Below are 26,792 nucleotides of genomic sequence, written 5' to 3'. Positions count from 1 at the left end.
CTCGCGGAGCATCGATACTAATCAGGTAAGTAAATGTAGTTTTGCAGAATTCATGCTCGATTAAGGAAGCAGCCCTTTCTTTGTAAGAAAAGAGCTGATTATCGATTTCAACGGCTCCCCTTTTTCTTCCCTGATCTCGTAGAATACCCTGCACACCGGCTTTGTCGGCCGCACCACGGAAGCAAGGTCTATGGGGGTTGCAGAAAGGACCATGTCGCTCGGAACCGCTTCAATCGTCATCCGCAGCTCTTCACGCTGCCGATCGCTGTACCCCATGGCAGGGAGTACCGGGCCGATATGGGGATAGGAGCGGAAGGTATCCAACAAGGAACCTGAGGCAAACGGACGCGGATCGATGACTTCGGCTGCGCCGAATTGAGCGGCAGCGGCCAGACCGGCACCGCTCGGCAGGTTGCCGTGGGTTACGCTCGGCCCGTCTTCAACCACCAGCACCCTTTTACCCCTGATGTCATCGGCGCACTCTACCGTTATCTCTGATGCGGTCCGCACAATTTGCGCCTGATCATTGACTGCCGCAACAGCCTTTTCCAACCTGCGCACTGTTTCAGCATCGACTGCATTGATTTTATTGACGATAACGACAGCAGCCCGGCGCAGATTGACTTCACCGGGAAAATACGCCGTTTCGTCACCGCTCCGTAAAGGGTCCGCCACGGTTATTTCCAGATCCGGCCTGAAAAACGGGAAATCGTTGTTGCCCCCATCCCAGATTATCACATCCCCCTCACCTTCTGCAGCCAGCAGGATCCTTTCGTAATCGATGCCGGCATAGACCACTGTGCCTTGCCGCAATAGGGGTTCATACTCCTCACGCTCCTCGATGGTGCAATGATATAGGGAGAGATCTTCAAAATGGGAAAACCTTTCGACAGCCTGCTTTGCCAGATCCCCGTATGGCATGGGATGACGAACCACCACCGGTGTAATCCCTTTTCCCCGGAGAACGGCGGCAATATAGCGTGATATCTGGCTCTTGCCGCAACCGGTGCGCACGGCACAGACGGAGATGACCGGTTTACCGCTCTTCAGCATGGCGGCATCCGGGCCTATCAATCGAAAGTCCGCCCCCCGGGCCAGGACCCGCGAAGCCTTGTGCATAATCTCGTTATACCCGATGTCGCTGTAAGCGAATACAACTTGATTTATCCGATACTTGTCCAGGAGTTTCTCAAGTTCTGCTTCATCGTGAATGGGGATGCCGCGGGGATAGAGATTGCCGGCAAGGACGGCCGGATAACGGCGCCCGGCTATATAGGGTATCTGGGTGGCGGTAAAGGCCACGACCTGGTAACGGGAGTCATTTTTGAAGCAGACATTGAAATTGTGAAAATCCCGCCCGGCAGCCCCCATGATAATGACCTTCTCCCGCTTCATCACAACCCCTTCACCCCTTGTTCGAATATGTCGAGGGCCGACTCCATTTCCGCGTCGGAGACAACGAGCGGCGGGATGAACCTGACAATATTCCTCATCGGTCCGCAACCGATGAGGATCAACCCTTTTTCGAGACAATGATCGAGGACCTTCCGGCAGGCATTGCCGTTCGGCTCTCCCATTTTATCGACGAATTCGATGCCGATCATGTGGCCGAAACCGCGCACGTCGCCGATAACCGGGAATGTTGCGGCAATTTTCCGCAGCCTGTCCAGTGCCCGGACGCCGCCCATTGATGCTTTATCAAGCAGCTTCTGCCTCTGTATCACCTCGATTGTCGCAATGGAAGCAGCACAGGAAACCGGGTTGCCGCCAAAGGTCGTGCCGTGTGCACCGGGGTTCCACCTCTGCATCAAATCCCTTCCGGCCACGACCGCCGAAAGGGGAAACCCCGAAGCGATCCCCTTTGCAACGGTCATGATGTCCGGCACGACCCCGCTCTGTTCTCCTGCAAACCAGCGGCCGGTCCGGCCCATGCCGGACTGGACTTCATCGAAGATCAGCAGGATGCCGTGCTCGGTGCACAATTTTCGCAACTCCACCAGAAACTTTGCCGGCGCGGGATGATACCCCCCCTCGCCGAGAACGGGCTCTATTATGACGGCTGCCACTTCCTCTGCCGGGATCTGCCGTTCGAAGATGGTCCGAAGGTATCGCAGACAGGAGAGTCCGCACGTCTCGGGACATTCATGGATGGGGCAGCGGAAACAGTAAGGGTAAGGCGAGTGATAGACCGAGGGGAGCAAGGGGTGATAACGCCTTCGATAATCAACGGAACTGGTGGTTAGCGATATCGCTCCCAAGGTCCTGCCATGAAATGCGCCGGTAAAAGAAATGATCCCCTGGCGGCCGGTCGTAAAGCGCGCCAGTTTCAAGGCCCCTTCCACGGCTTCTGCGCCCGAATTGCTGAAAAACAGCATGTCCAGCCCATCCGGGGTTATAGAGACCAGTTTTTCTGCGGCCGATACCGAGGTCTCGCTATAATATATCCCGCCGGTATGAATATAACAGTCCAGCTGTTTTCTCGCCGCCTCAAGCACCCGGGGGTGATTGTGCCCCACGTTGAGGACCGCGAGCCCCGAGGAAAAATCCAGATAGAGCCTCCCGTCGGTTGATTCGACGGTCGCGCCGCATCCGCTGGCTATTGCAACCGGATAGTAGAGATGCAGCGCCGGCGTGAAAACGTTTGCGGCCCGATTGACTAATCCAGCCATTGTTTCCATGATTATCTCCTGTTTACGATAAGTTGCTTTGTGCCTGCAAATGGAAAAGAAGCCGGTGGGTATGTTATTCCAATTTCAAATCAAGGATGAAATCAAGGCGGCGAGGAGTGAGGCGACGAAGGCCCTCACCCGGCCGTTGGCCACCCTCTCCCGGAGGGAGAGGGTAAACAGTGTACTCTCTCCCTCTGGGAGAGAGATAGAGTGAGGGGTACGTTGAGGAGCCGAAGACGAGCCAACGAAGATAGCGCCTTGATTTGGAATTGGAATTATTCAAATGGTAGCAAAAAGTCATGCTAATGCAATAGATGGGCACTTATGCCGATTCATTAATTTTGCGCAGTCAACAGCCGCGCAATTCCCGACTTGCGCCCCCTTACATAAGGGCTATACTTATCAGTGAGTACCGACAGTCAACAGCAAGCGCGTCAACCGTCAAGAGGTGAAAATTCAATTGCATTAAAGGAGGTATGTCATGACCGGCGGCGAAATGATGAAGATTATCAGGGAGAAGAAAACGGCAGAGCAGTGCTTTATCAAATGGTGGAGAAAGGAAGAAGATTTCATCGATTTCGACCTCATCGAGAGATTTGAAAGCAATGTCGGGAAAGATGAGGAATTCGGCGGATTTGAGCTGATCGATATGCAGCAGATGTGGGACCACGTGAAGGAGCTCTGCGGCGACCGGATATCAAAGACCTTAAAAGATGGGGAAGAGGTGGTTCAATGGACCAGGGGAGATAAAAAGCCCCACTCTCTTCCCTACAAGCCTAAAACGCTCCTCGACATACTGGATTTTGAAACAAAAGGGAATTACGTCGATTAAACCTGTTGGAGAAAAACCAGTTCTGCCGGAAATGGGAAGGCAAGATCAAAGGAGTGTGCAAAGCATGTTGACTGAGGAAATCAGCCGTTTCATCGAATCCATCGAACACGCTTTCGTAGCTTCAGCAGACGAGTCAGGGCGACCTCACCTGGCCGTCGGCCGGGATCTGCACGTCATGAACAGCTCCCATCTCGTTTTCGAGGCGTGGTTTTGCCACAAGACCATGGAAAATGTGTCCAAGAACCCTTACGTGGCTGTTACGGTCACAGCATCGGCATCGGGAAACGGCTATCAATTCAGCGGCGTAGTTGAGAAAACCGCCGAAACCGCAATCCTTGACGGCTACGCCCCGCTTGAAGAGCCCGGCATGCCTCAGGTGCAATACCGGCTAATGGTCAGGGTGGACGAAATCATGGAATTTTCTTCAGGCGTTCATACAGACCAGCCGTTAGGCGTTTAAGACTTAATACGTTACTCTTCGCGAACAATCTGTTGATTTAGAATGGAAAAGTAAGGCTTTTTCTCTGTGCATTCATCCGTGTCCCAATGTCCCGGTGGTATGCTTTGGTTTTGAGTCACCCGTTTGGTTCCGGCTTGTCCAGCTTAGGCATGAGGTGATCAACCGACATGGAAAATACGCTAATGGAAAGAAGAAAGTTCGCCCGACTGGCGCTGCACTCCGACGCGAGTATAAAGCACGACGATACGGTCATCATGGGGGTGGTGGAAAACCTGAGCATGAAGGGGGTATTTGTAAATACAACCGAGAAAATCCCCCTGAATGATTCCGTGGAGGTAACGATTTACACCTATTCAACACCTGACCAGCTATGCGACCTTCAGGCAACGGTGGTCAGGGTGACGGAAACCGGCATCGGTTTGGAGTTTGAAAAAACCATATTGGACTGACACGAAGCAACGTATCCGAACACTCCACCAAGGCATCAGCAGATCCGCGGCAACTGCTCGCCCGCCAGCATATCCACCCCACGCAAGCCGCCTACCTCCGTTTCAATCTGTACCCGGCCGGCAGAAGCTTCGGTAACCTCGCCGATAACGGCAGCGTCAGCACCCAATGGATGGTTGCGCATCCGCTCCAGCACTAAATCAGCCGCCTCCGGTGAGACGATCGCCAAAAACTTCCCTTCATTGGCCACATGGAGCGGATCAAGACCGAGGATAGCACAAACACCCTTAACCGCACTCTTGAACGGTAGCTCCGCTTCGCTCAATTTTATGGTAACCCGGGACTGCACGGCTATCTCCTTGAGAGTGGTAGCGACACCGCCGCGGGTCGGATCACGCAGCACATGCACGGCATCCCCTTCCTTGAGAATCTCGGCTACCAATCCATTCAAGGCAGCACTATCGCTTTTCATGCCGCTTTCCAGCTCCAACCCTTCCCGCGCAGAAAGCACTGCAACACCATGATCGCCGATGGTGCCGTTGATGAGCACCTTGTCCCCTACCCTGGCGCCGCAGCCGTCAATCCGGAGGCCGTGTTCGAATATGCCGACGCCGGAAGTGTTGATGTAAATCCGGTCAACCTTCCCCCTCGGAACCACCTTGGTGTCACCGGTCACGATCCGCACCCCTGCCAGATCGGCAGCCTCGCGCATGGAAACAAGAATAGCCGCCAGCTCCTTCCGGCTGAACCCCTCCTCCATGATCAGCCCGACGCTGATGAAAAGCGGGGTCGCCCCCACCATGGCCAGATCGTTGACTGTGCCGTTCACTGCCAGATCGCCGATATTGCCGCCGGGGAAAAAGATCGGATCGACCACATAGGAATCGGTGGTAAAGGCGAGCCGCCCCCCGTCGTGTTCCACCACCGCCGCATCGTTCTGCCCGGAAACCGGGATGCCGGAAAGCGTCGGGATGATCAGCTCGTCCAGCAATTGATGGGATAATTTGCCGCCGCTGCCGTGCCCTAAAAGTATGAGGTCCTTGTCCAAGTTTGTGCTCCTGTTAAGTAAAGGCTGAATCTAAAACGACAGTTAGCCACGAATGACACGAATAAACACGAATGTTTATAACCCCTTATTAAGCTTTGAGTGGTCACCGATTTGGTAAACGTTCTGCATTCAGCATTGTCCGGTTAGAAAATTGCAGAATCTCTCTTGTGCTTAAAACCAGCGCATTGCACCCTCCCCCAGCCCCTCCCATCGGAGGGAGGGGAGCTTGTAGTCCCCTCTCCCCTTGTGGGAGAGAGCTAGGGAGAGGGGTAGTGCTGCGGACTGCAAAAAGTTAACCGGACACTGCTGTTCTGCATTACAAGATTTTGTATATTCGTGTAAATTCGTGAAAATTCGTGGTTAAAATGCTTTTTTTCAGGATTAATGGTAATTTCAGCGGCCGTATTTATAAGCCGCGGCGCAGGTCCCCTCCGACGACACCATGCAGGCGCCGACCGGCGCTTCGGGGGTGCAGGTCGTGCCGAACAGGGGACAATCGTCGGGCGCGACCTTTCCCTTCAGGATCTCTCCGCAGAGACATCCTGCATGCTCCCGCAGCTCTTCAACCTCCACGGGAATCGCCTTTGCCGCGTCAAAAGCCGCATAGGCGGCGCTGATCTCCAGACCGCTGCCGGGTATATTGCCGATTCCGCGCCAATCGGCGTCGCAGGGGGTAAACACCCGGGACAGAACCTCTTGGGCCTTTTTATTCCCTTCCCACTTCACCACCCGGCTGTACTGGATCTCCACCCTGCTCTTTCCTTCCAGCATCTGCCGGGCCAGCATCTCCACCCCCTGCATTATGTCGACCGGCTCGAAACCGGTGACAACGCACGGTATATGGTATTCTTCAGCCAGGAAACCATAGGCTCCGGCGCCGATAACCGCACTGACGTGGGCGGGGCAGATAAACCCGTCTATCCGCAGCTCAGGGTCAGCGGCAAGCACCGCCATCGGCTTCGGTATGGTTTTATGGGCAGCCAGGACAAAATAATTGTCAAGCCCCTGTGCCGCAGCGACAAGGATGCTGCCGGCGATGGTGGGCGCCGTGGTTTCAAAACCGACGCCGAGAAAGATCACCCGCTTGCCCGGATTTTTCGCCGCCAGGGCCACTGCATCCAGAGGAGAGTAAACAATGCGGATGTCCGCCCCCCTGGCGCGCTCTTCCATGAGCGAGGTGGAGGAACCGGGAACGCGCATCATGTCGCCGAAGGTGGCGATAATGACATCGGGAAGGCGGCAGTAAGCCACGGCGCGGTCCAGATAGCTGTTGGGAGTGACGCAGACCGGGCAGCCGGGACCGGAGATCAGCCGTACCTGTGGAGGAAGAAGAGACCTGATGCCGAACTGGCAAATGGCCATGGTATGGGTGCCGCACACCTCCATGAAAGTCATCGGTTCGCTTCTTCCGGCCGTCAGCTGCCTGATCCGTTCGGCAAAGCCTGTCACTACAGTCCGGTTGCGGAATTCATTCAAGTAATTCATATTCGTAACCCATTCGTTCCTAAGATTAGACCTGATTAGCACTAATCTTCCGCAGAAGTTACCCCCCTTTGAGAAAGGGGACCCAAACTACGGGCCTAAAGGGCAAGGGGGGATTTTTCCTGGCTGCGCTGAAAGACAAATCCCCCTAAATCCCCCTTTCATAAAGGGGGACTTGGTCTTTAGAAAGATTGGTACTAATCGGCAGATTAGATGTTCGCGCTCAAAAATGTCCAAATGCAAGGCGATGAGGAGCGAGCAGCGGAGCGTACGTCAGTACGTGAGCAGCACAGCGACGAAATCAACGCCGCAGTTGGGCGTTTTTCAGCGCGAACAATTCATGCCATGTCCTCGACGCTGAACACCTCCCGCATCATCGCCAGGGTCTCCCTGGCGTCTTCCTCGTCCAGCCTGGAAATTGCGAAACCGGCATGGACAATGACAAAGTCGCCGACATTGACCTCATCGGCCAGGAGCATGAGGCTTGCCTCGCGCCTTACCCCGTCGATCTCCGTGACGGCATTGTCGTTGTCGATACTTACCACCTGCATTGGAACACCTACACACATTATTGACTCCTTCCCGCTATAGCTGCCTGCCCAAGAGCAAGCCCACCGTCGTTGGGGGGAACGAGTCGGTGGCTGAAAACCTGGAACCCCCTCTCCGTGAGGAGGGAGTGGACCCCCTCCGCCAGGAGTTTATTCTGAAAAACACCGCCGGACAGCACCACCCGGTCAACGCCGCTATCTTTACGTATCTTTGCGCAGACATCGGCAACGGCAACGGTCAGGGTGTCGTGAAAGCGGCGCGCCATGTCGGAAGGCGCTGCACCCGCAAGCAGGTCCTGCACCATCGCTGCGAACAAGAGCCTGAAATCGACAACCTGCTTGTTGTCACGGGAAATAACTGCATAGGGATAGTTCCACATGGACACCCCTTTTTCTGCCAGAGCCTCCAGCTCGATTGCCGCCTGTCCCTCAAAGGACACCCTGCCACGCACGCCGATCAGCGCCGCAACGGCATCGAACAGCCTGCCGCAGCTTGATGTCTGCGGCGAGTTGATGCCCCGCTCCAGCATCCGCAGCAGCAGCCGTTTGTCCTGTTCGGAAAGCACCGAAAGGAAGGGCAGCGGAAGTATCAAGGCCTCTGCGCCCAAGGCCGCATAACAATGGGAAAGCGCCATGCGCCATGGCTCCCTGACCGCTGCATCGCCACCCGGCATAGGCACGGAGGTCAGATGCCCGCGCCGCTGAAAACCTCGATAATCGCCGAGCAGGAATTCCCCCCCCCAGATGGTGCCGTCGAGGCCGTAGCCGGTGCCGTCGAAGATCACGCCGATAACCTTCCCATCCAGGCCGTTTTCCGCCATGCAGGAAGCCATATGGGCATGGTGATGCTGCACCGCCACCTGCGGCAGACTGCTCCTGCCGACGGCATACGACGTGGACAGGTAGTCGGGGTGGAGGTCGTGGGCCACCACTTCAGGCGCTATGGCCAATACCCGCTCCAGATGGGAGACGGTCTCTTCGAGGGCACTGAGGGTTGCGACATTCTTCAGATCGCCGAGATGTTGGCTCATGAATGCCCGCTCTCCCCGTGTCAGACAGATAGCGCCCTTCAGTTCGGCTCCGACTGCAAGCACCTGCCTTTGGGGGGCCTGGAGCATGACACTCCGCGGAACATAACCGCGGGAACGGCGCAGAAAGAGGGGATTTCCACGAAAGACGCGGATCACCGAATCGTCGCTGCGGCTATGGATTTTCCGATCATGGACCAGAAAATAGTCGGCGATGTCGGCCAGTTGCTCCAATGCGTCCGCATCGCGATAAACGATCGGCTCATCCGAAGCATTGCCGCTGGTCATCACCAGGGCGGCAAAGTTATCGGTGAGCAGCAGATGGTGAAGAGGCGTCGAAGGGAGCATTACGCCGAAATAGCCGTTGGCTGGGGCGACCCGCCTGGCAATGGGGTTGCCGTCACGCTTGCCGAGCAGGACAATGGGGCGTTCCGGCCCCGTCAGGAGGCGCATTTCGGTCTGATCGGCATGGGCCAAAACTTCGACTTGCTCCGGACCTGCCACCATCAGGGCAAAGGGTTTTTCATCCCGCTTCTTGCGCCGCCTCAATTCCGCTACCGCTGTTTCATTACAGGCGTCAACCGCCAGGTGGTAACCGCCGATCCCCTTCACTGCCAGGATCCGTCCCTCCTTCAGCAAGTGAACGGCCTCATCGAGCGGGTCACAGTCGACCGCGCCGCCTCGTGAGTCGAGGAGCTCAAGCTTTGGCCCGCAGACGGGACAGGCATTGGGCTGGGCATGAAAGCGGCGATCGGCGGGATCTTCGTACTCGGTGCGGCAGTCGTCGCACATGGCAAATGAGGCCATGGTGGTCGATTCCCGGTCGTAGGGGGTGGCCGTGATAATGGAATAACGGGGGCCGCAATTGGTGCAGTTTATGAAAGGATAGCGATAGCGGCGGTCACGCGGGTTAAACAGTTCCGTCAGGCAATCGGGGCAAACGTCGCAATCGGGGGAGATCTGCACGCCCCCTTCACCGCCTCTGCTGGCAAGAATCGAAAAAACACCGCTGCCGAGGAGCGGAACGCTGCTTCGCCGGATGCCGGAGATCACCGCTAGGGGAGGAGTCTCGTTTTGCAGGCCAAGATAAAAGGCGGCCAGGTCATCCGCCCCCCCCTCCGCCTCCAGCAACACCCCGCGGGATGTATTGCTCACCCACCCCGTCAAACTGTGCCGCCGGGCAAGCCGGAAGACGAAAGGCCGAAAACCGACCCCCTGGACAATACCTTCTATTTCAACACGGATGCGCTCCCCAATCCTCAATCCTCACCTCATTGCCGATATCAGCCAATCGTACCAGACACTCATCCCTGCCCCGGTTTTGCTGGAAACCTCGAAGATCAAAATACCCGGACTGACCCGTCGGGCCATTTCCTTGCATTTCTCCACATCGAAATCCAGATGGGGGAGGAGATCCGTCTTGTTGAGGAGCATTACGTCAGCGGCATGGAACATCTGCGGATATTTGAGCGGTTTGTCCTCCCCTTCGGTGACGCTCAGCACCACCACCTTGTGATTTTCACCCAGGTCGAAGGAGGCTGGGCAGACCAGGTTGCCTACATTCTCGATAAAGAGCAGCTCCAGGTTGTCAAGATCGAAACCATCGACCGCGTGACAGACCATGTGGGCGTCCAGATGGCAGCCGGCGCCCGTGTTGACCTGCTTTACCGGCACGCCTGTTGCCGCTATGCGCACGGCATCGTTATCGGTCTGCTGGTCACCCTCGATAACGGCGCAATGGAATTTCTCACCCAAATCCTTGAGCGTCCGTTCGAGAATGGTGGTCTTTCCAGAACCGGGAGAACTGACCAGATTCAAGGCAAAAATATTCTTCGACCCGAAAAGCGCCCGGTTCCCTTGGGCCAGGCGGTTGTTTTTTGCCAGGATGTCCGTTTCTATGGATATTTTCTTGGCCGCGGGATCGGTTACATGATGGTGCGGGTCGGCTTCGTGGTGACCATGATGGTGATGGCCATGTTCGTGGTTATGCTGGTGATCATCCGGGCCGCAGCCACAGGTGGTACACATATATTTCAACCTCCGTGTTTCGCCCAAACCCCGATGAACGGGATAAGTCCCTTCACGAAAAATTCTTCGCAAAAAACATGCAAATAATTTTTCTAAGGGACTAATCATCATCCGCCCGAAAACCGGAAGCGGCGTAACTCTCAAAAACTTCTTCGTAAGCGTATAGCATTGAACGGCAAAGGTCAAGGCTTCGCCTCAATCGGAGGCATGGTTTGCCCTGAGTGCATACGGACGCTATTTGCTGTCGTCTATCTTGACCACGTCATCGCCGTTCACCGCTTTTTTGAAGCCCCTGATACTGCTCCCCAGGGCCTGACCGATCTGCGGCAGCTTGCTGGGTCCGGTGACGACGAGGGCGATGGCAAGGATGATAAATAATTCCGGCATTCCGATTCCAAACATATATTCTCTCCTTATCGTTTTACGATTGGTTGTTCCTTAGCGGTTATCTCGATGCCTGCTTCGCCCAACTCCGCCGCAACCAGGCGGGCAATTTGGGCCAGCCCGGCTTGCAGAGCCGGCGACAGTTCGTTTCCCGGCTCCAGCGACTCAGGGATTATGCCGAAGAAGGTCAGGTCGTCGGGACACGCGCCCCGCATCTCGCTGATCAGCAGCATCTCCTGGATGCCTATCTGATGGGGCGACATCTTGACCGGAATTTTATTCAGCATGATGTCTTCTTTTTTATACCTGTGGATCTCGCCAGGCTTCCCTGGGGCATCGACAATATCGACGAGAAAGACCTTGTCGGCCTCTTCAAACTTATGGGTTACCATGATCCCGAGGGTGCCGCCGTCATAAAGCTCGACATTTTCCGGCAGAAAATAATGCTCTGCCATGTAGTTGACAAAATGGACGCCGAAACCTTCATCGGAGAGGATCAGATTGCCGGCGCCGAAAATCAGAATATTCATATACTTCTCCTTAAAAAGCGGTGAAAGGTGAAGAGTCGGTTGTTGATAAAAGACTTTTTCACCTTTCACCGTTCACGCCCTAACCCCGATGAACGGGATAAGTCCCTTCACGAAAAATTCTTCGCAAAAAACATGCAAATAATTTTTCTAAGGGACTAAAGCACCTTCACCTTGGTGATTTCCTTCCCTTCCGGGTCGATTGCATGCACGGCGCAGGCAATACAGGGATCGAAGGAATGAACGGTCCGCAGCACTTCGAGCGGTTTGTCTGCCTGGGCAACCGGGTTCCCAACCAGCGACGCCTCATAAGGGCCCAAGGCGCCCTTTTCGTCGCGCGGGGATGCGTTCCAGGTGGAAGGCACTACCGCCTGATAATTCTCTATTTTCCGGTTCTTGATAACGATCCAATGGGACAGGGTGCCGCGCGGCGCCTCGTGGAAACCGACCCCACGGTATTCTCCCTTGGGTATTTCGGTATGGTTTGCATAGACCTTGTCGCCGGAAGCGATGTTGGCGATCAGCTTGTCCAGGTTGTCCAGGGAAATGTCCGCCATGAGGTGAGCCCTCTGGGCGCGGGCCAAAAGCCTGCCCATGGTGGAATGGTAGTCTTTCATGCCGATACCGATGGTTGAATTGGCGCTGTCCACCAGTTTCTTCACCTTGGGATTACCGGCAGCATAGGCAGCGAAGATCTGTGCCGGAGGACCTACCTGTACCGGTTTACCGTCAAGACGGGGAGCCTTGCACCAGGAGTATTTTTCGTTTTCCTTGAAGTCGGTGTAATTCGGCTTGGTCTCCCCTTCCCATGGATGGAGGCTGGAGGTGCCTTCGTACCAGGCATGGGCGACCGATTCCTTGACGTTGTTGATCAGGTACTCGTCGTGATGGTCCTTGACCGGTCGCATGGCGGCCAGGTTGCCGGCGGTGATGATGCCGCCGTTAAGTGCGAACTTGGTGTTTCGGGTGTCTTCCGGGAACTCGGGCACGGCCAGGTAGTTGGTAACCCCTGCCCCGTACTTGAACCAATCCTTGTAAGCAGAGGCTATGGCCAGCATGTCGGGGTAATAGACCTTCTGCACGAAATCCCTGGTTTCCTCCATCAGGGTTTTGAGATAGACGAGCCTTTCCATGTTGAGGGTGGCGAGGTTTTCCATGTTGATTGCCGTGGCAACGCCGCCGACCACCAGGTTCTGGACATGGGGGTTTTTCCCGCCGAGGATCGCCACAGCCTGTGCTGCCTTGCGCTGATAATCGAGTGCCTTCAGGTAATGGGCAACGGCCAGCAGATTGACCTCGGGGGGGAGTTTCATGGCCGGATGCCCCCAGTAGCCGGAAGCGAAGATGCCGAGTTTGCCGCCGGCGACGAAGCTTTTCAGCTTGTCCTGCACTGCCTTGAATTCCTTCTCGCTGTTGCCGGGCCAATCGGAGATACTCTGGGCGACCTGGGCGGTCTTTTTCGGATCGGCCTTCAGCGCGGAGACGATATCCACCCAGTCAAGGGCCGACAGGTGGTAGAAATGAACGATGTGATCCTGCACCGAGTGCTGGGCGATCATGATATTGCGGATGTACTGTGCGTTGAGCGGCACTTCCACTTTCAGCGCGTGTTCCACGGAACGGATGGAAGAGATGGCATGGACCGTGGTACAGACGCCGCAGAAGCGCTGGGCGAATGACCAGGCGTCTTCCGGTGGACGCCCCTTCAGTATCACTTCGATCCCCCGCCACATCTGGGCAGAAGACCAGGCATTGGAAACTTTACCGCCGTTAACTTCAACATCGATCCGCAGGTGCCCTTCGATACGGGTTATGGGATCCAGGGTAATTCTTGTAGACATTTATTCCTCCAAAAGTTAGATTATTTTCCAGCGTTGTCCGGTTTGGTTTGTGCATCAAGGTTGTTAAGCCCCATTAGGGGCGTTCGAATGTAGCCGGGGGATTCATCCCCCGGATGAGATGCTATATTTCCCCACGTCACGTACGTGACGTGATGATATTTCGCCTGGATGACCGGGGAATGAATTCCCCGGCTACCAGTATTCTGTCCCTACGGGACGTAAGTAAAAACCAAACCGGACAACGCTGATTATTTTCCAAATTCCATGCTGCCCGCAGCGATCGGAGCCGTCTTCCCATCGTGCCGATTTGGGCCGCCATGCTTGGCAGCATTGGGTAGTACCGGGAAGATCTTTACGAACACCTTGTAACCGAGAATCTCCAGCGCGACGATGCCGACGGTGATCATGATCTCGGCGAAAGAAGGGAAGTATCTCCATCCCTTGCCGGGATTGAAACCGATCAGATAAACGTTGAAACGGTAAAGGGCTCCGCCGAGAACGATCATTGCAGCGCTGACGAACAGCCAGCGGGGCGAACGGCGGTTTTTCCTGCTGAAGAGTATGGTCGAGCCGATTCCAACCAGCAGGAATTCCGTCAGGAAAAAGCCCGAATAAAAGTCCAGCTTGAGCGCAGCACCCATCTGCCCCCGGTTGACCAGGTCACCGACCACCACCGACAACCAGATGACGGTCACCCAAGGGATCAGGCCGGCAAGGCCGGCGAGTTCCTCCACCTCGAACGGGCGTTTGAAAGAGTAGCAGGAGATGATGGACTCCAGTATGGCGATTGCATAGCCGATAAAGACACAGTTGATGAGGAACAGCAACGGCAGGAAGCCGGTGTGCCACAACGGATGCAGCTTGGTGGAGGCGATCAGGAGAAGCGACCCGAGCGACGACTGGTGCATGGTCGGCAGAGTAATGCCAAGGACGATGAAAAATATCAACACCTTGTTCAGCCGCGGTTTGAGCCAGGCTGCACCAACCTTGACCCACTCCAGCCTGTTCGCCATATTTTGCGCATCGGGAGCGATCCTGGGGTGGAGCCACTCGCCTATCTTGTGTATCCGCTCCCATTTGGTGGTTTCTATGGTGGTAAGGATGGCCGGAAGGAACTCGATGATGAGCACCGTCGAATAAGCCATAACGCAGAGCGCAACCTCGAACATGGCGGAATTGGCCTGCCACTTGGACGGGATGAAGAAGTTATAGGCGTTCCATGGTCTCCCCAGGTCGACCATGACGGAAAATCCGGCCAGGCCGTAGCCGAACATGCTGGTGAGAATGGCGGAGCGGATCAGCGGATGATACTGCATCCGGTTGCGGATGTAGACCAGGATCGCCACGGCATAGCCGCCGCAGGCAATGGCGGTGCCGGTGGCAACGTCGTAGGTGATCCAGATCCCCCATGGATAACCGTCGCTCATGTTGGAAACCGCACCGATCCCCTTTACGTAACGTACGCCGACAAAGAAGAAGCCGACAAGAACGACAAAAAGGAGTATAAAAAACGACTTGGTGAAAATCTTGCCTTCAAGTTTCTGATATTCGTCATTATGTCCCATTATCGCTCCTCCCCGTCATGCTTCCGCTTGTCATGGTCATCGGTTTTGTCGTGCTTTTTCATGTTCTTGACGGCTATGAAACAGAGGGTGCTGTAGAGGGCGACCGGGGCAATGAACCCTTTGTAGATGGTGTGCTGGATCTTCTCGGAAAATTCAGCCGGAGCCTGCGGCTTTATATCCGGCAAGCCCAGCTTGTTGAACGGCATGGAGGCCAGGTAAAGGTGATTGGTGCCGCCTGCTTCGTGCTCGCCATAGACATGGGCGATGTATTTGTCGGGGTTTTCCCGCAGCCTGGTTTTCGCCTCCTGCAAGAGATCCTTGCGCTTGCCGAACTTGATCGCCCCTACCGGACAGACCTCGGCGCAGGCGGAAATCCCCTTCTCGCGCAGATTGGTATTCTTGCAGAGATCACATTTGACGATCTGCGGGATCGACTTTTCCCACTGGAATTTGGGGATATTGAAGGCACATGCCACCTGGCAGTAGCGACAACCGATGCAGGTGTTTTTGTTGTAATCGACGACGCCGCTCACCTTGTCCTTGGTCATGGCGCTGACCGGGCAGACCGAGACACAGGACGGCTTCTGGCAATGCATGCAGGAATATTTCACGTACGACCAGCGGCTTTCGGACTCCTTGAACAGCTTGATCAGGGTCCGGGTGCTGCCGGAAAGGTCGGTCGGCGCATCCCACAGCCCATCGGGATCGAACTTGGCTTTTTCATAAGAAAGACTGCCGTAGTCGCCGTTGACCCGCTTGCAGGCTGCCATGCAAGCCTTGCAGCCGACGCACTTGGTGGCGTCATAGAGCATGCCGATCTCCTCGTTATTCACATGCAGCCCTTCCGATCCGCTGGCAGTAGCTGCACCGGTCAGAAGGCCTGCTCCGGTCACACCGACCAACTTGAGGAACTCTCTCCTACTCTTGTTCTTCATGGTGGTCGTCCTCCTTGTGGCCATCATCTTTCGGCAGCTTTTTGGCCAGCATTGCTCCGGCCCCAAGGGCAGCGCCCGCAGCAAGTCCGACAAAGCCCGTGGTCAACGGTTCCGGACCCTTACCTTTTTCCTTCAAATCTACCGGTGCATAACTGTCAAACGGAGTAGGTTCGTGTATCTGCACCTTGTCGGCAATCGCCATTTTAAAGAGCACATCCGGCTCGGTACAGCCGATACAGGGATGGCCGACAGATACCGGCCAGACGCCAACTTCATTAAAGCGCTGTACGGAACAGTTGGCATAGGTTGCAGGTCCCTTGCAGCCGAGCTTGAACAAGCAGTATCCCTGGGCATGGGTATCATCACCGTACGCCTTGGCAAACCGGCCGGCATCGAAATGGGGCCGCCGCTCGCAATGCTCGTGGATCTTTCTGCCGTAAGCGAATTTCGGCCGTCCGAGTGCATCCAGCTCGGGTATTTTTTTGAACGTCAGGTAATACATCACGGTGGAAAGCAGATTATAGGGACTGGGAGGGCAGCCGGGAATGTTGATGATCGGCTTGTCCTTGACGATATCCCGCACCCCTACGGCGCCGGTGGGATTCGGGCCGACAGACTGGATTCCGCCGTAAGATGCGCAGGTGCCGATGGAGATGATGGCAGCCGCATTTGAAGCCGCATGCTGCAAGGATTCGAGAGCAGTCTTGCCGCCGACCTTGCAATAAATGCCGCTCTCCTTGGTCGGAATCGCTCCTTCGACAACCAGCAAGTACTTGCCTTTGTTGGCGAGCATCGAATCGTGCAGCGACTTTTCAGCCTGGGCGCCTGATCCGGCCATCAACGTCTCGTGATAGTCGAGGGATATCATATCCAGGATCAGAGTCGAAATTGTCGGATGGGTAGACCTGAGGAGCGACTCTGAACAACCGGTACATTCCTGGAAATGCAGCCAGATTACCGAAGGGTTGCCGTTTTTCTCCATCGCTTCGGCAACCTTGGTATGCATGCTGAACGGCAGCCCCATCATGGCCGTGGCAGTTATGCAGGTTTTCATAAAACTTCTTCGGGATACCCCTGCACACAAAAAATCTTCTTCTTTCTTCATAACACCTCCTGACATAATCATAAACCCAACGTATACGGCAACAGCCGTGCCAAATGTTTACAAATAGCTGCATTGTCATAACCCATTGAAAATACGTGAGCATGCAATACGGTCCAGCAAAATTGGATATTTTTATCCGCACACTTTTTGGGTATTTTTGTCCGGGAATGGTTCATTTTGTCCAGACGAAAGGATACTAATTTATCGGCAGGGATTGAAAAAGATTTGAAAACAACGGCAGGACTAAGGCATCTGTTGCTTACTCAACCTCCAGCTCCTTTACCCGGAGCTCTTCGCCGGACAGGACATCGACCCCGAAGCCGCCGCAGGCCGGACAAGGGTCATAATAGGCAGAAAGCGCAAATTCAGCCTTGCAGTCACGACAGCGGCCCAAAGCCTGAACACGCTCAATCAGCAGTCGTGCACCATCCAACTGGGTATCCCTGGTACAGGCCTCGAAACAGAACTCTATCGCATCAGGAACTACGCCGGACAGATCGCCGATTTCAAGAATCACCGCCGTCACCCGTCGACCGCCGGCATTTTGCGTACAGATCTCCACCACGCTTTGGGTTATGGACATTTCATGCATCGATACCTCCCGTTAACCAGGCTCTTTCATTCATTAAACCATGCCGGAGAAAAGTTCTCAAGCCCGACTTATACTTTTCAATCATTCGGCAGCCGATGCGGCAACAAACGCTTCGACCACAGTCGGGTCGAACTGGGTACCGCTGCAACGCCTCAGTTCGGCCATGGCTGACTCTTTACTCAAGGCCTTGCGGTAGGGGCGGTCCGTCGTCATGGCGTCGAAGGTGTCGGCCACAGAGATGATACGGGCATTAAGCGGAATATCATCCCCCCTCAACCGGGCGGGATAACCGGAACCGTCAAACTTCTCGTGATGGGAAAGCACTGCCGGCACGACATTTTTCAAGGTACGCACATGCCGGAGGATATCGGCGCCGATGCGGGCATGGCTGCCCATGACCGCCGCCTCATCCCGGGAAAGGGGGGCCTCCTTGCCGAGGATACTGTCCCGCACACCGATTTTACCAATGTCATGCAGGATGGCGGAGAGCAACAGGTTGTCCATTTCGTCCTTAGTGAGCCCCATACCGACACCAATGGTCATGCAGTAGTCCCGCACCCGCCGGGTATGCCCGCCCGTATATGAATCGCGCTTCTCCAGGGCTTCGGTCAAGGCCAGGGCAGTGCCGAAGAAGGTCTCCCGCAGGTCTTCGTACAGATAGGCGTTCTCAACCGCAGGCGCCACCTGGTTGGCCAAAGAAACGAACAGCTCCATGTCCTCTGCCGTGAATGCGCCGTTATGCTTGTTCATCACCTCCAACACCCCAAGAGTTTTTCCCTTCACCCGCAGTGGCGCTGCGATAAGGTTGCGCGTAACGAAGCGGCTCTTCTCATCCGCCTTACGGTAAAAGCGTGGATCGTTCTGCACATCGTCAACGATCAACGGTTCACCCGTACGGGCAACCCAACCGGCGAACCCCTCGCCGAGCGTCATCCGTACCTCTTTCAACAGTTCCCCCTTCTCTCCCAGGGCGACCTCGAAATACAGCTCATTGGTCACCCTGTCGATGAGGAGCAGACTTCCCGCCTCCGCATCCATCAGGGTGATGCCCGCCTCGATTGCCCTGGTCCTGATCTCTTTTGGATCAAGCGACGTATTGATCAACGTGGCTAGTTCCATCAGAGTATTCATTTTTCCAATTCGTTCAAAGCTCATATCATATCCTTCCCACAGACTTACATGCCCCGCTCACAGCCCTCAATCAGAGTTCCCAACCTGAATCCGACCATAAAGGAAGCTTCACCACTTCCCCACACTCCTCCGTAAAGGGCCAATATATTCGTATCTGACAAATTTTCCACATTTTTTTCGCATCGACTTTATTTCTGTTCGATTCCGGGTATAATTTCATAATGTTTATTAATTAAGATGCGGTGTACAATCGTTGTCTATTCAGGCGCGACGACACCATATAGGAGCCTATCGGACTTAGGGAATCGTAGCGAGAGGATGGAAAATCGAGGACAGATTTCCGGAAATTTGAGAGCGAATAGTGGACATATTCGTCGAAAATTTACGGAAATATGGACCGATTTGCCATTCTCGCAGTAGATTCATTCCTAAGTCCGACAGACTCCTAACAAGGAGGCTGACATGCATTACCTTATCCCGCTCCTCATACAGGTGCTGCTCCTCGTCGCAACACAGGCCGCTGCCGTCGAAGTTACCAGCCTGGCCGAATGCACCACCAAGGTGTTCGATGAGATCAACAGTACCCGTAAGTGGTCAGGGAAATCACCGGCCGGATGTACGGCCGAGGTTGCCGTGGAAAAGCGCACGGACGGAGTATTCGTCACTGCTTGGGCCACCGAACCTGCCGCCGGCGGCTGGGTCAGGATCGCCTTCTCTGCCGCAGCCAACTATGCAGAGATGGCCGCAAAAAAGGAGCTAGCCAAGGTCAATCGTGACGTCATGGCGCGCGCCGAGCGACTGGAGCGCTGCCTGTACTCGATCAGGACCGTCAACGACCCGCGTGAATGCAGCAGCCAGGCGACCAGGTCCTATCTCGTCGGTGAAGAAACGGGCACCGAGGACGACCGTCTCATCTGGCTCAACGACAACGGCCGCTACACCGTTGTCGAGTATGCATTTGGCGACACGGAAGAAACGCCGACGCCCCCCGCCGATCTCTTTGAAGGCAATCCGTTGCCTCCCGGAGTAACCATCGAGCTTTACAGGAAAGTCGATGCAACAGTCAACGGCGAGAAAGTCGTCAGCGCCGTCGGTTTGTCCGGTTAGAAATTGCATTTGGCATTTTGGGCATGAAAACATTGCCATGCACCCTCCCCCAACCCCTCCTTTAGGCCCTTTGGGTCCATCGAAGGAAGGGGCGTTTGTAATCCCCCCTCCCCTGGTGGGAGAGGGTTAGGGAGAGGGGGGAAAACGCAGATTTCAAGGACCTAACCGATTATGCAAAAACCCCCGTCGGAATATCCGACGGGGGTTTTTTGTTAATTACCGCAACAGCTGTACTCGACGCATTTCCTATTTATACCCGTTCATCTCATCAAACTGAAGATATTTGTAAATTTCTGCCTTCTTCGGTTCGATCTTCTCCTTGTAAATCGCCAGGTACTCGGCCGGAGTCGGCAGCTTGCCGATATTGCTGATTACCGCACCGATCTCGGCGGAACCGAGGTACACCTTGGCGCCATTACCGATCCTGTCGTCGAAGTTACGGGTGGAGGTGGAGAACATGTTCACCCCATCGGGTACGCGGGCCTGATTGCCCATGCAGAGCGAGCAACCAGCGATCTCGATCCGTGCGCCGACTGCGCTGTAGATGGAGAAGAGCGCCTCGTCCTTGAGCTGCGCCTGATCCATGCGGGTCGGAGGACAGATCCAGGTACGAACGGCCGGGTTGAACTTCTGGCCGCGCCAGATTTCCGCAGCAGCGCGGAAATGGCCGATATTGGTCATGCAGGAACCGAGGAACACGTCCTGAATCGGGGTGCCGGCAACCTCGGAGAGGAGCTTGACGTCGTCCGGATCGTTCGGGCAGGCCAGGATCGGCTCGGTGATTTCTGCCAGGTTGATTTCGATAACTGCAGCATATTCGGCGTTGGCGTCGGCTTCGAGAAGCTTCGGCGCCTTGAGCCACTCGTTGACGGCGTCAATGCGATTCTGCAGGGTCTTGGCATCCTCGTAGCCTTCGGCGATCATCTTCTTCATCAGCGCCACATTGGAGCGGAGATAAGTGGCAACCGACTGCTCGGAAAGCTTGATGCAACCGGCAGCAGCCGACCTTTCGGCAGCGGCGTCGGTCAGCTCGAAGGCCTGCTCGACGGAGAGTTCGGGAAGCCCTTCCATCTCGAGGATACGGCCGTTGAAGATGTTGACCTTGTTCTTCTTCGGCACGGTCAGGTGACCCTGCTTGATCGCCCAGTAAGGAATGGCGTTGACCACGTCGCGGAGGGTGATGCCCGGGTTCAGCTGGCCTTTGAAGCGGACCAGAACCGACTCAGGCATGTCCAGCGGCATGAAGCCGAGGGCGCCGGCAAAGGCGACCAGACCGGAACCCGCCGGGAAGGAGATGCCGATCGGGAAACGGGTATGGGAGTCGCCGCCGGTCCCGACGGTGTCGGGGAGGAGGAGACGGTTCAGCCAGGAGTGGATAACGCCGTCGCCAGGCTTGAGGGGCACGCCGCTCCGCTCGGTGATGAACTTGGGCAGAGTCTTGTGCATCTTCACATCAGCCGGTTTCGGATAGGCAGCGGTGTGGCAGAAAGACTGCATGAACATGGGCGAAAGGAACTTGAGGCAGGCGAGCTCTTTCAGCTCGTCGGCAGTCATCGGCCCTGTGGTGTCCTGGGAACCGACGGTGGTCATCTTCGGCTCGCAAGCCGTGCCGGGGAGGATACCTTCCACGCCGCATGCCTTGCCGACCATTTTTTGCGCCAGTGAATAGCCCTGCCCCGCTTTCGGCACCGGGTTTACCGGCAGCGTGAAGACGTCGGTCGCTCCCATGCCGAGGGCATTGCGCGCCCTGTCGGTCAGCGCACGACCGATGATCAGCGGGATACGGCCGCCGGCCTGGAACTCGTCAGCCAGGGTATTGGGGTTGATCTTGAAGGTGGAGAGCAGTTCGCCCCCTTCGGACTTGATTTCGCCTTTGACGGTGTCGATGATGATCACGTCGCCGGTGTTCATCTTGGTCACGTCGGCTTTCAGCGGCAGGGCGCCGGAATCCTGGGCAGTGTTGAAGAAGATCGGGGCGATGACGCCGCCTATGATCACGCCGCCGCGGCGCTTGTTGGGCACGCAGGGGATGTCGTTGCCGTTAGCCCAAAGGACGCTGTTGCAAGCCGATTTACGGGAAGAACCGGTCCCGACCACGTCGCCGGCAAAGGCAACCTGGAAGCCGTCGGCACGGTACTTGGCAATTGTTGCCAGTCCGTCCGGGAAACGGGTTTTGCCCATAGCCAGTGAATGAAGCGGGATGTCGGGACGGCTCCAGGCGTCGCCTGCCGGGGAGAAGTCGTCGGTATTGATTTCACCTTCAACCTTATATACCTTTACTTTGATGGTCGCGGGAACGCCCGGCTTGGAAGTGAACCATTCGGCGTTTGCCCAGGACTCCACAACCTTCTTGGCAGAGGCGTTGGTCTTGGACAGGGCCAGCACTTCGTCAAAAGCATCATAAACCAGGGTGATGCCTGAAAGGGCCTTGGCTGCATCTTCGGCCAAAGCGGCATCCTTCAAGGCTTCTACCAGCGGAGTCACGTTGTAACCGCCGAGCATGGTGCCAAGGATCTGCACAGCTTCCTTTTTGCTGACGAGGGGAGACGTTGCAGCGCCGTTAACGATTTTTGCCAGGAAAGCGGCCTTCACTTCTGCGGCCGGGTCAACACCGGGAGAAACCCTTTCTTTCAGCAGGTTGAGGAGAAATGACTCCTTGCCTGCCGGCGGGTTTTCCAGAAGTTTACAGAGATCAGCGGTCTGCTCCGGGTCGAGCGGCTTGGCGGGAATACCCATAGCCTGCCTTTCGGCCTCTTGTTTCAGATAAGCTTCGATCATTTTTTCATTCCTCCGTTATTTAATTGGCGTCTCTTTCTCAACAAGACAATGATGCAAACTATTAAGAATTTCAATAAACGCCGTATCTGAAATCGCATACTGTATACAATTTTTAGCCTGTTTTGTCAATCGCTGAAATGCTTGAAAAAGAGTAACTATTCGGCATATCCCGGAGCGTAGGCATCCGGCCTGCGTTTCAAGCGAATCGCTTGAATTGGTTAAATGCAAACCGTATTCGGGCATAAACCCGCCCGAAACACGGGCAGGATGCCCACGCTCCTGAGAAAACCAATCCGTTACTTCGCCGTGTTGAATAGTTACGAAAAAGATAAAAAAAAACCGGCTGGTCAATTAAGACGAGCCGGTTTTTGCGGGGATTATCCGCTGGGATTTCCGGGTTACTTTTGTTCTTTTATTTTGCTTTTAGAAGGTTTCTCTTTTGCTTTACTATCAGCCGGACTTTCCGTGGGCTTGGCTTCCTTTACCTTTACAGTTACCTTTTCCTTGGCCTTGGCCTTGTTATTCCGGGCAGCCAGATAGTTGACCGTAAAGATATAATCATCGATATAGTCCCGACGTCCGTCGCCGTTCAGGTCATATTTGGGTGCTTTTTCAGTACCACGCTCCTTGAGGAAACGATTGAAACCATCTTCCGTGATCTTGCCGGATTTATCCAGATCGATATCAACTTTTGGCGCAACGACAAGTGGCAACTCGACCATGGATTCATCGAGGAGCATGGTAAGTGATGCGTCATAGGCGCCTTTTTCGGGCCGAGCCTCGACAACCCAGTTATTATCGGTGTCCTTTTTCAGCGACACGAGCCGAGCCTTCTTCAAGGCAAAGTTCGGGGCCTGCTTTCCTGCAACACCGGGAACAACGACCTTGAGGACCGTCTTGCCGTCCGCCAGCAACAATGCCGGCTCCTGCCTTACGCCGCTCTTCTCATCCCGGTCAAAAAGGGCGATGAGGCTCTTGGGACTCAGCTCGCCCTTGTAATCGCGGAAACGATTCAAGACGCTCTTTTGCGATTCCAGCTTCTTTTCCGGACTTTTCGCCTGAGCCTCCTGCGGCCTTGCCTCTGGAGCGGCGTTTGATTCCCTGGCCGCCACCGGCTGCTCAGACCTCGGTTCTTCACGATATTCAGGCACGGCAGGCTCCGCCTTATTCTCGGTTGCGGCAGGGGTATCGGTCGGCAAGGTCACCGTGCCGCCGACGATTATCGGCTGATTGGCGACAGTTCCGGGATTCTGGTTGCCGGTTCCGGTATTCTGAGTTCCTCTCCCATCTTGATTTGTAGTTTTGGTGTCCGATGTAGTCGTGACTGTATCAGTCGTAACCGGACTCTGCGCCAGATCCGCCTTATACAGTCTCACCTTCGGAGGGAAAACATTACCTGCAGCACCTTTTTTATCAAAGGTCACGACCGCGATCTGACCGGTGCCCTTGATGGAACCCGAGGTAGTAACTATTCCTATGTGGATGAATCCATTATCGGCGTTCGCAGCAAACATCGAGCCACTCACCAGCCCGCCTGCAGTCACCGTTGGCTTGCCGAGGGTTGTGTCATAGTTGAAGGACACATCCATGCCGGAAATATCTTCCAGATTAGTACCCTGTACAACATAAACTCCGTTGCCGGTACGTGAAATGGACACATTGGCGATGGCAAAGGCCGGGAGCGAGTAACAGAGCGTCAGAGCGAGCACAACAATGGATGTGGAAAAAATCGCTCTCAATTTCATAATTAACCTCTCTTCTTTTTTTACGTTGATTGTGCAGAGAGCCGGAAAATCTCCCGGCCCTCAGGTTGGTACCTGATTAGAAGGTATCGGTATTATACTTAACGGCAAGCAAGAAATTAGACGGAGTAAGCGGAGGAGTGACAGGCGTTGCATTCATTCCTGTGCCGGCGATAATCCCTGTAGGGCTGACCTGTACGCCGGGTAATCCGCTACTGATATTGTATGAAAGCTGGATTATCGGCGTTGCGAGTGTGTCGAAAAAGGTAAGGCTAAATACGCCGAGGGTCAAGTTGTTGCCACTGGAAACTGGTTCACTTGTTATCTGTTCAGCAGCTTGGTTTATTATTTTGTAAGAGCCGTTATTGTATGTGGCGCCTGGGTCGTTTATAAGGACAAACTGTAACGCCGCTAATGATGTAATTGGTGGATTCATGGCGATGGTTACCGCCATACTCGTCGGCTGAGCAATGAATTTTATGTCAGTGCTTGCAGTCGCGCTGCTGCCGGATAAATCGGCTCGGACGGTAACACGGCCGGCTGTCGCGGATTTGACCGTCACCGTGGCAATCCCGCCGGTTGTGGTGGCGGATGCTGCACTCAAACTAGCGGCCCCGGAGGTGGAGAAGTTGACGACAGAGCCGTCGGCAGGCACTGGTGCCTGAAACGCAGTCGTGATAGTGATGGTATCCGTATTGTTGGCTAAGGCCAGCCCTTTTGACGCAGACACAGAGAATTGTGGTTGTATGAAAGTCACATTAGCGCTTCCGGCAGAGCCCAAGTAGGTCGCCGTTACCACAGCCGCGCCAAGCGTTGAACTTTTAACCGTTACCGAGGCCGAACCTCCGCTTGTGGTTTGAGCGGTTGGAGAACTGAGAACAGCAGTGTCGCCTGAAACGGCAAAGTTTATCGTTGCGCCGACCGGTACTGAACCGGGGAGTGTGGCGGTAATTGTGGCGAAGTCGTTGCCGTCAGCGAGTATCGTCGCCTTGGATGCAGCGACCGGAATTTGAATGGTGAAGTTCACAGCAACACTGCCGGTTATTGCAGAATTTGGCAAACTCGCGGATACGGTAACCTGCCCCAACGATGTACTATTGACAGTAACAGAAGCCTTTCCGTTTGAAGTAAAAGCGCTGGAAGAGCTGAGCGAAGCGGTGCCGGAAGTAACAAAATCAATCTGCGTGTTATCGGCTACTGTAGCCGGCAGTGTAGCGGTTATAGTGGCAAAATCACTGCCATCAGCGGTAACTATGATCTTTGAGGTGTTTACGGCAATGTTTGCGACAAAATTAACCTTTGTTGTAGCCGTAAATCCGCCCGAAGCCGCAGAAATGGTGGCCAAGCTTTCTTGTTTATTGAGGCTGGTTACTTTTACAGTGGCTTTGTTCCCGATAGTGGTAGCCGATGTTGCGGCCAGTTTAGCGGCGCCGACGGGGATTGAAAAATTCACCACGGTCCCGTCTGGTACGGGAGAAATGAATGTGGCGGTAATCAAGGCAGAATCGGTGTCGTCGGCGAGCACATTTGCCTGCGAGGGCGAAATTGCAAACTGCACAGGTGCAGGTGCCGGCGCGGGAGTGCTTCCCCCTCCACCGCCGCATCCGGCAAAGAGCACAGTCATGAAAGCCGCCAGCACCAGATACGCACAAGTTTTCATTTTCATAGTATTCATTCCTTTTGAATCGAGGATATTTACCCATTATCAAGCAGGAAATGCACTATAGTTATCGCATTTCCCAATACACAACAGGTGTTATATTACTTGAGCGGAAAATTAATGTCAAGCATGGCCGGGAAACGGTAACTACCGCTAAGATAACGATAAATAAAGGAAAGTTCAGTTATGGAAAAAACTACGACCTTGAATGGTTTGTGAACGATACGCAGAATCACGCAATACGGGTAATGAGGGACTTGGTAAGCATGCGAATGGCATCGAGGGCGTCGGTATTCCCTTCCTGCTGATAAATCTTTTCGAGAGATTTGATGACTGAAATGTGGAGTTCACTCAATTCGTTGCGCGCGCCGGTTATGAACTGGTTGAAAGGTTCTTCTGTGAGAAATTCGCCGGTGTAGAGGTCTTGGGCTTCTTCCAGGTATTTTCTCGCCTCGCTCATTTCACCCCGCGCTAAAGACTTGATACCGGACGTGGCTTTCTGTACGAACTTACTGGAATCCAGACTGATTGAAGCGATGTTGATTCTTACCGCTTCTCCCTGCATCAGGACCGGATTGACAATATGTGCGCCGCTGAAAGATTTTCTCAGCCGACTGATGGTGGTTTTAAAATTATTGGCGCCTGCACTCGGTTCGCATCCCGGCCACAAGGCCTCAATCAGCTTGTCCCGATGCATCCATTGGTCGTAGGTAACAAGGAGATAACAAAAAAGGAGACGTGCCTTCTGGCTTTCCCATATCACCGTGATCGGTATTCCATTGTAATAAATGGATAAACCGCCAAAGGCATGAACTGACAGCTCTTCTATTTCTTCAGTTTTTTTCACACCTCTTGCACGACCCATGGCAGGCTCCATTGCAAT

24 protein-coding genes are annotated in these 26,792 nt (G+C 54.8%); 5 read left to right on the top strand and 19 right to left on the bottom strand.

The genetic code is table 11. The annotated features are described in order from the left end of the window. Positions 1-60: 60 nt before the first annotated feature. Together GURA_RS09925 and GURA_RS09920 are read right to left on the bottom strand one after the other, a co-directional pair. Positions 61-1,395, bottom strand: coding sequence for a cyclic 2,3-diphosphoglycerate synthase (locus tag GURA_RS09925; protein ID WP_011938851.1), 1,335 nt, complete (start codon positions 1,393-1,395; stop codon positions 61-63). Then, positions 1,395-2,678, bottom strand: coding sequence for an aspartate aminotransferase family protein (locus GURA_RS09920; RefSeq protein WP_011938850.1), 1,284 nt, complete (start codon positions 2,676-2,678; stop codon positions 1,395-1,397). The genes GURA_RS09925 and GURA_RS09920 overlap by 1 nt, the downstream gene beginning before the upstream one ends. 472 nt (positions 2,679-3,150) lie before the next feature. Between GURA_RS09920 and GURA_RS09915 the strand changes: the two genes are divergently transcribed. The 3 genes from GURA_RS09915 (at position 3,151) to GURA_RS09905 (ending at position 4,410) form a co-directional block, all read left to right on the top strand. Next, on the top strand, positions 3,151-3,501 hold the full coding sequence (locus GURA_RS09915) for a hypothetical protein (protein ID WP_011938849.1): 351 nt from the start codon (positions 3,151-3,153) through the stop codon (positions 3,499-3,501). A gap of 64 nt (positions 3,502-3,565) precedes the next feature. After that, complete coding sequence (locus GURA_RS09910) at positions 3,566-3,961, top strand: pyridoxamine 5'-phosphate oxidase family protein (protein WP_011938848.1); 396 nt, start codon at positions 3,566-3,568, stop codon at positions 3,959-3,961. 167 nt (positions 3,962-4,128) lie between these two features. Next, positions 4,129-4,410 (top strand): PilZ domain-containing protein, encoded by a 282-nt coding sequence (locus tag GURA_RS09905; RefSeq protein WP_011938847.1) that lies wholly within the window; start codon positions 4,129-4,131, stop codon positions 4,408-4,410. A 35-nt stretch (positions 4,411-4,445) separates the two neighbouring features. On the opposite strand, the gene hypE is transcribed toward GURA_RS09905, so the two are convergent. From hypE to GURA_RS09840, 13 genes are all read right to left on the bottom strand, one after another. Further along, entirely contained in the window at positions 4,446-5,456 is a 1,011-nt protein-coding gene (gene hypE, locus GURA_RS09900; protein WP_011938846.1) for a hydrogenase expression/formation protein HypE, read from the bottom strand. A gap of 393 nt (positions 5,457-5,849) precedes the next feature. Then, a complete protein-coding gene (gene hypD / locus GURA_RS09895) occupies positions 5,850-6,941 on the bottom strand; it encodes a hydrogenase formation protein HypD (RefSeq protein ID WP_011938845.1) in 1,092 nt (363 codons plus the stop codon). Positions 6,942-7,276: 335 nt separating this feature from the next. Then, complete coding sequence (locus tag GURA_RS09890) at positions 7,277-7,507, bottom strand: HypC/HybG/HupF family hydrogenase formation chaperone (protein WP_011938844.1); 231 nt, start codon at positions 7,505-7,507, stop codon at positions 7,277-7,279. Beyond that, on the bottom strand, positions 7,507-9,777 hold the full coding sequence (gene hypF / locus GURA_RS09885; RefSeq protein ID WP_011938843.1) for a carbamoyltransferase HypF: 2,271 nt from the start codon (positions 9,775-9,777) through the stop codon (positions 7,507-7,509). Before hypF ends, GURA_RS09890 begins: the two co-directional genes overlap by 1 nt. A 3-nt stretch (positions 9,778-9,780) precedes the next feature. Next, complete coding sequence (hypB, locus tag GURA_RS09880; protein ID WP_011938842.1) at positions 9,781-10,542, bottom strand: hydrogenase nickel incorporation protein HypB; 762 nt, start codon at positions 10,540-10,542, stop codon at positions 9,781-9,783. A 234-nt stretch (positions 10,543-10,776) separates the two neighbouring features. Then, a complete protein-coding gene (locus GURA_RS09875; RefSeq protein WP_011938841.1) occupies positions 10,777-10,944 on the bottom strand; it encodes a twin-arginine translocase TatA/TatE family subunit in 168 nt (55 codons plus the stop codon). 11 nt (positions 10,945-10,955) lie between these two features. Beyond that, complete coding sequence (locus GURA_RS09870; RefSeq protein WP_011938840.1) at positions 10,956-11,456, bottom strand: HyaD/HybD family hydrogenase maturation endopeptidase; 501 nt, start codon at positions 11,454-11,456, stop codon at positions 10,956-10,958. Positions 11,457-11,611: 155 nt separating this feature from the next. Next, complete coding sequence (locus GURA_RS09865; protein ID WP_011938839.1) at positions 11,612-13,294, bottom strand: nickel-dependent hydrogenase large subunit; 1,683 nt, start codon at positions 13,292-13,294, stop codon at positions 11,612-11,614. A gap of 248 nt (positions 13,295-13,542) precedes the next feature. Next, positions 13,543-14,859: a Ni/Fe-hydrogenase cytochrome b subunit gene (gene hybB / locus GURA_RS09860; protein ID WP_011938838.1), complete on the bottom strand. Its 1,317-nt coding sequence runs from the start codon at positions 14,857-14,859 to the stop codon at positions 13,543-13,545. Continuing rightward, on the bottom strand, positions 14,859-15,794 hold the full coding sequence (gene hybA, locus GURA_RS09855; protein ID WP_011938837.1) for a hydrogenase 2 operon protein HybA: 936 nt from the start codon (positions 15,792-15,794) through the stop codon (positions 14,859-14,861). Before hybA ends, hybB begins: the two co-directional genes overlap by 1 nt. Then, positions 15,778-16,899, bottom strand: a complete 1,122-nt coding sequence (locus tag GURA_RS09850; RefSeq protein ID WP_041245380.1) for a hydrogenase small subunit — start codon at positions 16,897-16,899, stop codon at positions 15,778-15,780. The genes hybA and GURA_RS09850 overlap by 17 nt, the downstream gene beginning before the upstream one ends. A gap of 259 nt (positions 16,900-17,158) precedes the next feature. Further along, a complete protein-coding gene (hypA, locus tag GURA_RS09845; RefSeq protein ID WP_011938835.1) occupies positions 17,159-17,491 on the bottom strand; it encodes a hydrogenase maturation nickel metallochaperone HypA in 333 nt (110 codons plus the stop codon). 81 nt (positions 17,492-17,572) lie between these two features. Continuing rightward, positions 17,573-18,622 carry a GAF and HD-GYP domain-containing protein gene (locus tag GURA_RS09840; RefSeq protein WP_232278995.1) on the bottom strand — a complete coding sequence of 350 codons (1,050 nt, stop codon included), beginning with the start codon at positions 18,620-18,622 and terminating at the stop codon, positions 17,573-17,575. A 462-nt stretch (positions 18,623-19,084) separates the two neighbouring features. Here GURA_RS09840 and GURA_RS09835 point away from each other — a divergent pair, with 462 nt between their 5' ends. Then, entirely contained in the window at positions 19,085-19,729 is a 645-nt protein-coding gene (locus GURA_RS09835) for a hypothetical protein (RefSeq protein WP_011938833.1), read from the top strand. 246 nt (positions 19,730-19,975) lie between these two features. Here the strand turns inward: GURA_RS09835 and acnB are convergent, their stop codons facing one another. The 3 genes from acnB to GURA_RS24250 form a co-directional block, all read right to left on the bottom strand. After that, positions 19,976-22,507, bottom strand: a complete 2,532-nt coding sequence (gene acnB / locus GURA_RS09830; RefSeq protein WP_011938832.1) for a bifunctional aconitate hydratase 2/2-methylisocitrate dehydratase — start codon at positions 22,505-22,507, stop codon at positions 19,976-19,978. 398 nt (positions 22,508-22,905) lie between these two features. Beyond that, positions 22,906-24,252, bottom strand: coding sequence for a hypothetical protein (locus GURA_RS09825; RefSeq protein WP_011938831.1), 1,347 nt, complete (start codon positions 24,250-24,252; stop codon positions 22,906-22,908). Positions 24,253-24,328: 76 nt separating this feature from the next. Continuing rightward, positions 24,329-25,276 carry an Ig-like domain-containing protein gene (locus GURA_RS24250; RefSeq protein WP_157046170.1) on the bottom strand — a complete coding sequence of 316 codons (948 nt, stop codon included), beginning with the start codon at positions 25,274-25,276 and terminating at the stop codon, positions 24,329-24,331. On the opposite strand from GURA_RS24250, the gene GURA_RS24245 reads away from it, so the two are divergent. Beyond that, positions 25,263-25,976: a hypothetical protein gene (locus GURA_RS24245; protein WP_157046169.1), complete on the top strand. Its 714-nt coding sequence runs from the start codon at positions 25,263-25,265 to the stop codon at positions 25,974-25,976. The genes GURA_RS24250 and GURA_RS24245 overlap by 14 nt on opposite strands. Before the next feature lie 165 nt (positions 25,977-26,141). On the opposite strand, the gene GURA_RS09815 is transcribed toward GURA_RS24245, so the two are convergent. After that, a complete protein-coding gene (locus tag GURA_RS09815; protein ID WP_011938829.1) occupies positions 26,142-26,774 on the bottom strand; it encodes an AfsR/SARP family transcriptional regulator in 633 nt (210 codons plus the stop codon). Positions 26,775-26,792 lie beyond the last annotated feature (18 nt).

The organism is Geotalea uraniireducens Rf4, from assembly GCF_000016745.1.
GTDB classification, from domain to species: domain Bacteria; phylum Desulfobacterota; class Desulfuromonadia; order Geobacterales; family Geobacteraceae; genus Geotalea; species Geotalea uraniireducens.
Note: the sequence above shows the minus strand (reverse complement) of the source record. Positions and strands in the feature narration are given on the sequence as shown.

Bases quoted from the DNA above. Each gene is read 5' to 3' on its own strand.
- GURA_RS09925 (WP_011938851.1), bottom strand. From the start codon at position 1,395: ATGAAGCGGGAGAAGGTCATTATCATGGGGGCTGCCGGGCGGGATTTT.
- GURA_RS09920 (WP_011938850.1), bottom strand. From the start codon at position 2,678: ATGGAAACAATGGCTGGATTAGTCAATCGGGCCGCAAACGTTTTCACG.
- GURA_RS09915 (WP_011938849.1), top strand. From the start codon at position 3,151: ATGACCGGCGGCGAAATGATGAAGATTATCAGGGAGAAGAAAACGGCA.
- GURA_RS09910 (WP_011938848.1), top strand. From the start codon at position 3,566: ATGTTGACTGAGGAAATCAGCCGTTTCATCGAATCCATCGAACACGCT.
- GURA_RS09905 (WP_011938847.1), top strand. From the start codon at position 4,129: ATGGAAAATACGCTAATGGAAAGAAGAAAGTTCGCCCGACTGGCGCTG.
- hypD (WP_011938845.1), bottom strand. From the start codon at position 6,941: ATGAATTACTTGAATGAATTCCGCAACCGGACTGTAGTGACAGGCTTT.
- GURA_RS09890 (WP_011938844.1), bottom strand. From the start codon at position 7,507: ATGTGTGTAGGTGTTCCAATGCAGGTGGTAAGTATCGACAACGACAAT.
- hypB (WP_011938842.1), bottom strand. From the start codon at position 10,542: ATGTGTACCACCTGTGGCTGCGGCCCGGATGATCACCAGCATAACCAC.
- GURA_RS09875 (WP_011938841.1), bottom strand. From the start codon at position 10,944: ATGTTTGGAATCGGAATGCCGGAATTATTTATCATCCTTGCCATCGCC.
- GURA_RS09870 (WP_011938840.1), bottom strand. From the start codon at position 11,456: ATGAATATTCTGATTTTCGGCGCCGGCAATCTGATCCTCTCCGATGAA.
- GURA_RS09865 (WP_011938839.1), bottom strand. From the start codon at position 13,294: ATGTCTACAAGAATTACCCTGGATCCCATAACCCGTATCGAAGGGCAC.
- hybB (WP_011938838.1), bottom strand. From the start codon at position 14,859: ATGGGACATAATGACGAATATCAGAAACTTGAAGGCAAGATTTTCACC.
- hybA (WP_011938837.1), bottom strand. From the start codon at position 15,794: ATGAAGAACAAGAGTAGGAGAGAGTTCCTCAAGTTGGTCGGTGTGACC.
- GURA_RS09850 (WP_041245380.1), bottom strand. From the start codon at position 16,899: ATGAAGAAAGAAGAAGATTTTTTGTGTGCAGGGGTATCCCGAAGAAGT.
- hypA (WP_011938835.1), bottom strand. From the start codon at position 17,491: ATGCATGAAATGTCCATAACCCAAAGCGTGGTGGAGATCTGTACGCAA.
- GURA_RS09840 (WP_232278995.1), bottom strand. From the start codon at position 18,622: ATGAATACTCTGATGGAACTAGCCACGTTGATCAATACGTCGCTTGAT.
- GURA_RS09835 (WP_011938833.1), top strand. From the start codon at position 19,085: ATGCATTACCTTATCCCGCTCCTCATACAGGTGCTGCTCCTCGTCGCA.
- acnB (WP_011938832.1), bottom strand. From the start codon at position 22,507: ATGATCGAAGCTTATCTGAAACAAGAGGCCGAAAGGCAGGCTATGGGT.
- GURA_RS09825 (WP_011938831.1), bottom strand. From the start codon at position 24,252: ATGAAATTGAGAGCGATTTTTTCCACATCCATTGTTGTGCTCGCTCTG.
- GURA_RS24245 (WP_157046169.1), top strand. From the start codon at position 25,263: ATGGTGAAGTTCACAGCAACACTGCCGGTTATTGCAGAATTTGGCAAA.
- GURA_RS09815 (WP_011938829.1), bottom strand. From the start codon at position 26,774: ATGGGTCGTGCAAGAGGTGTGAAAAAAACTGAAGAAATAGAAGAGCTG.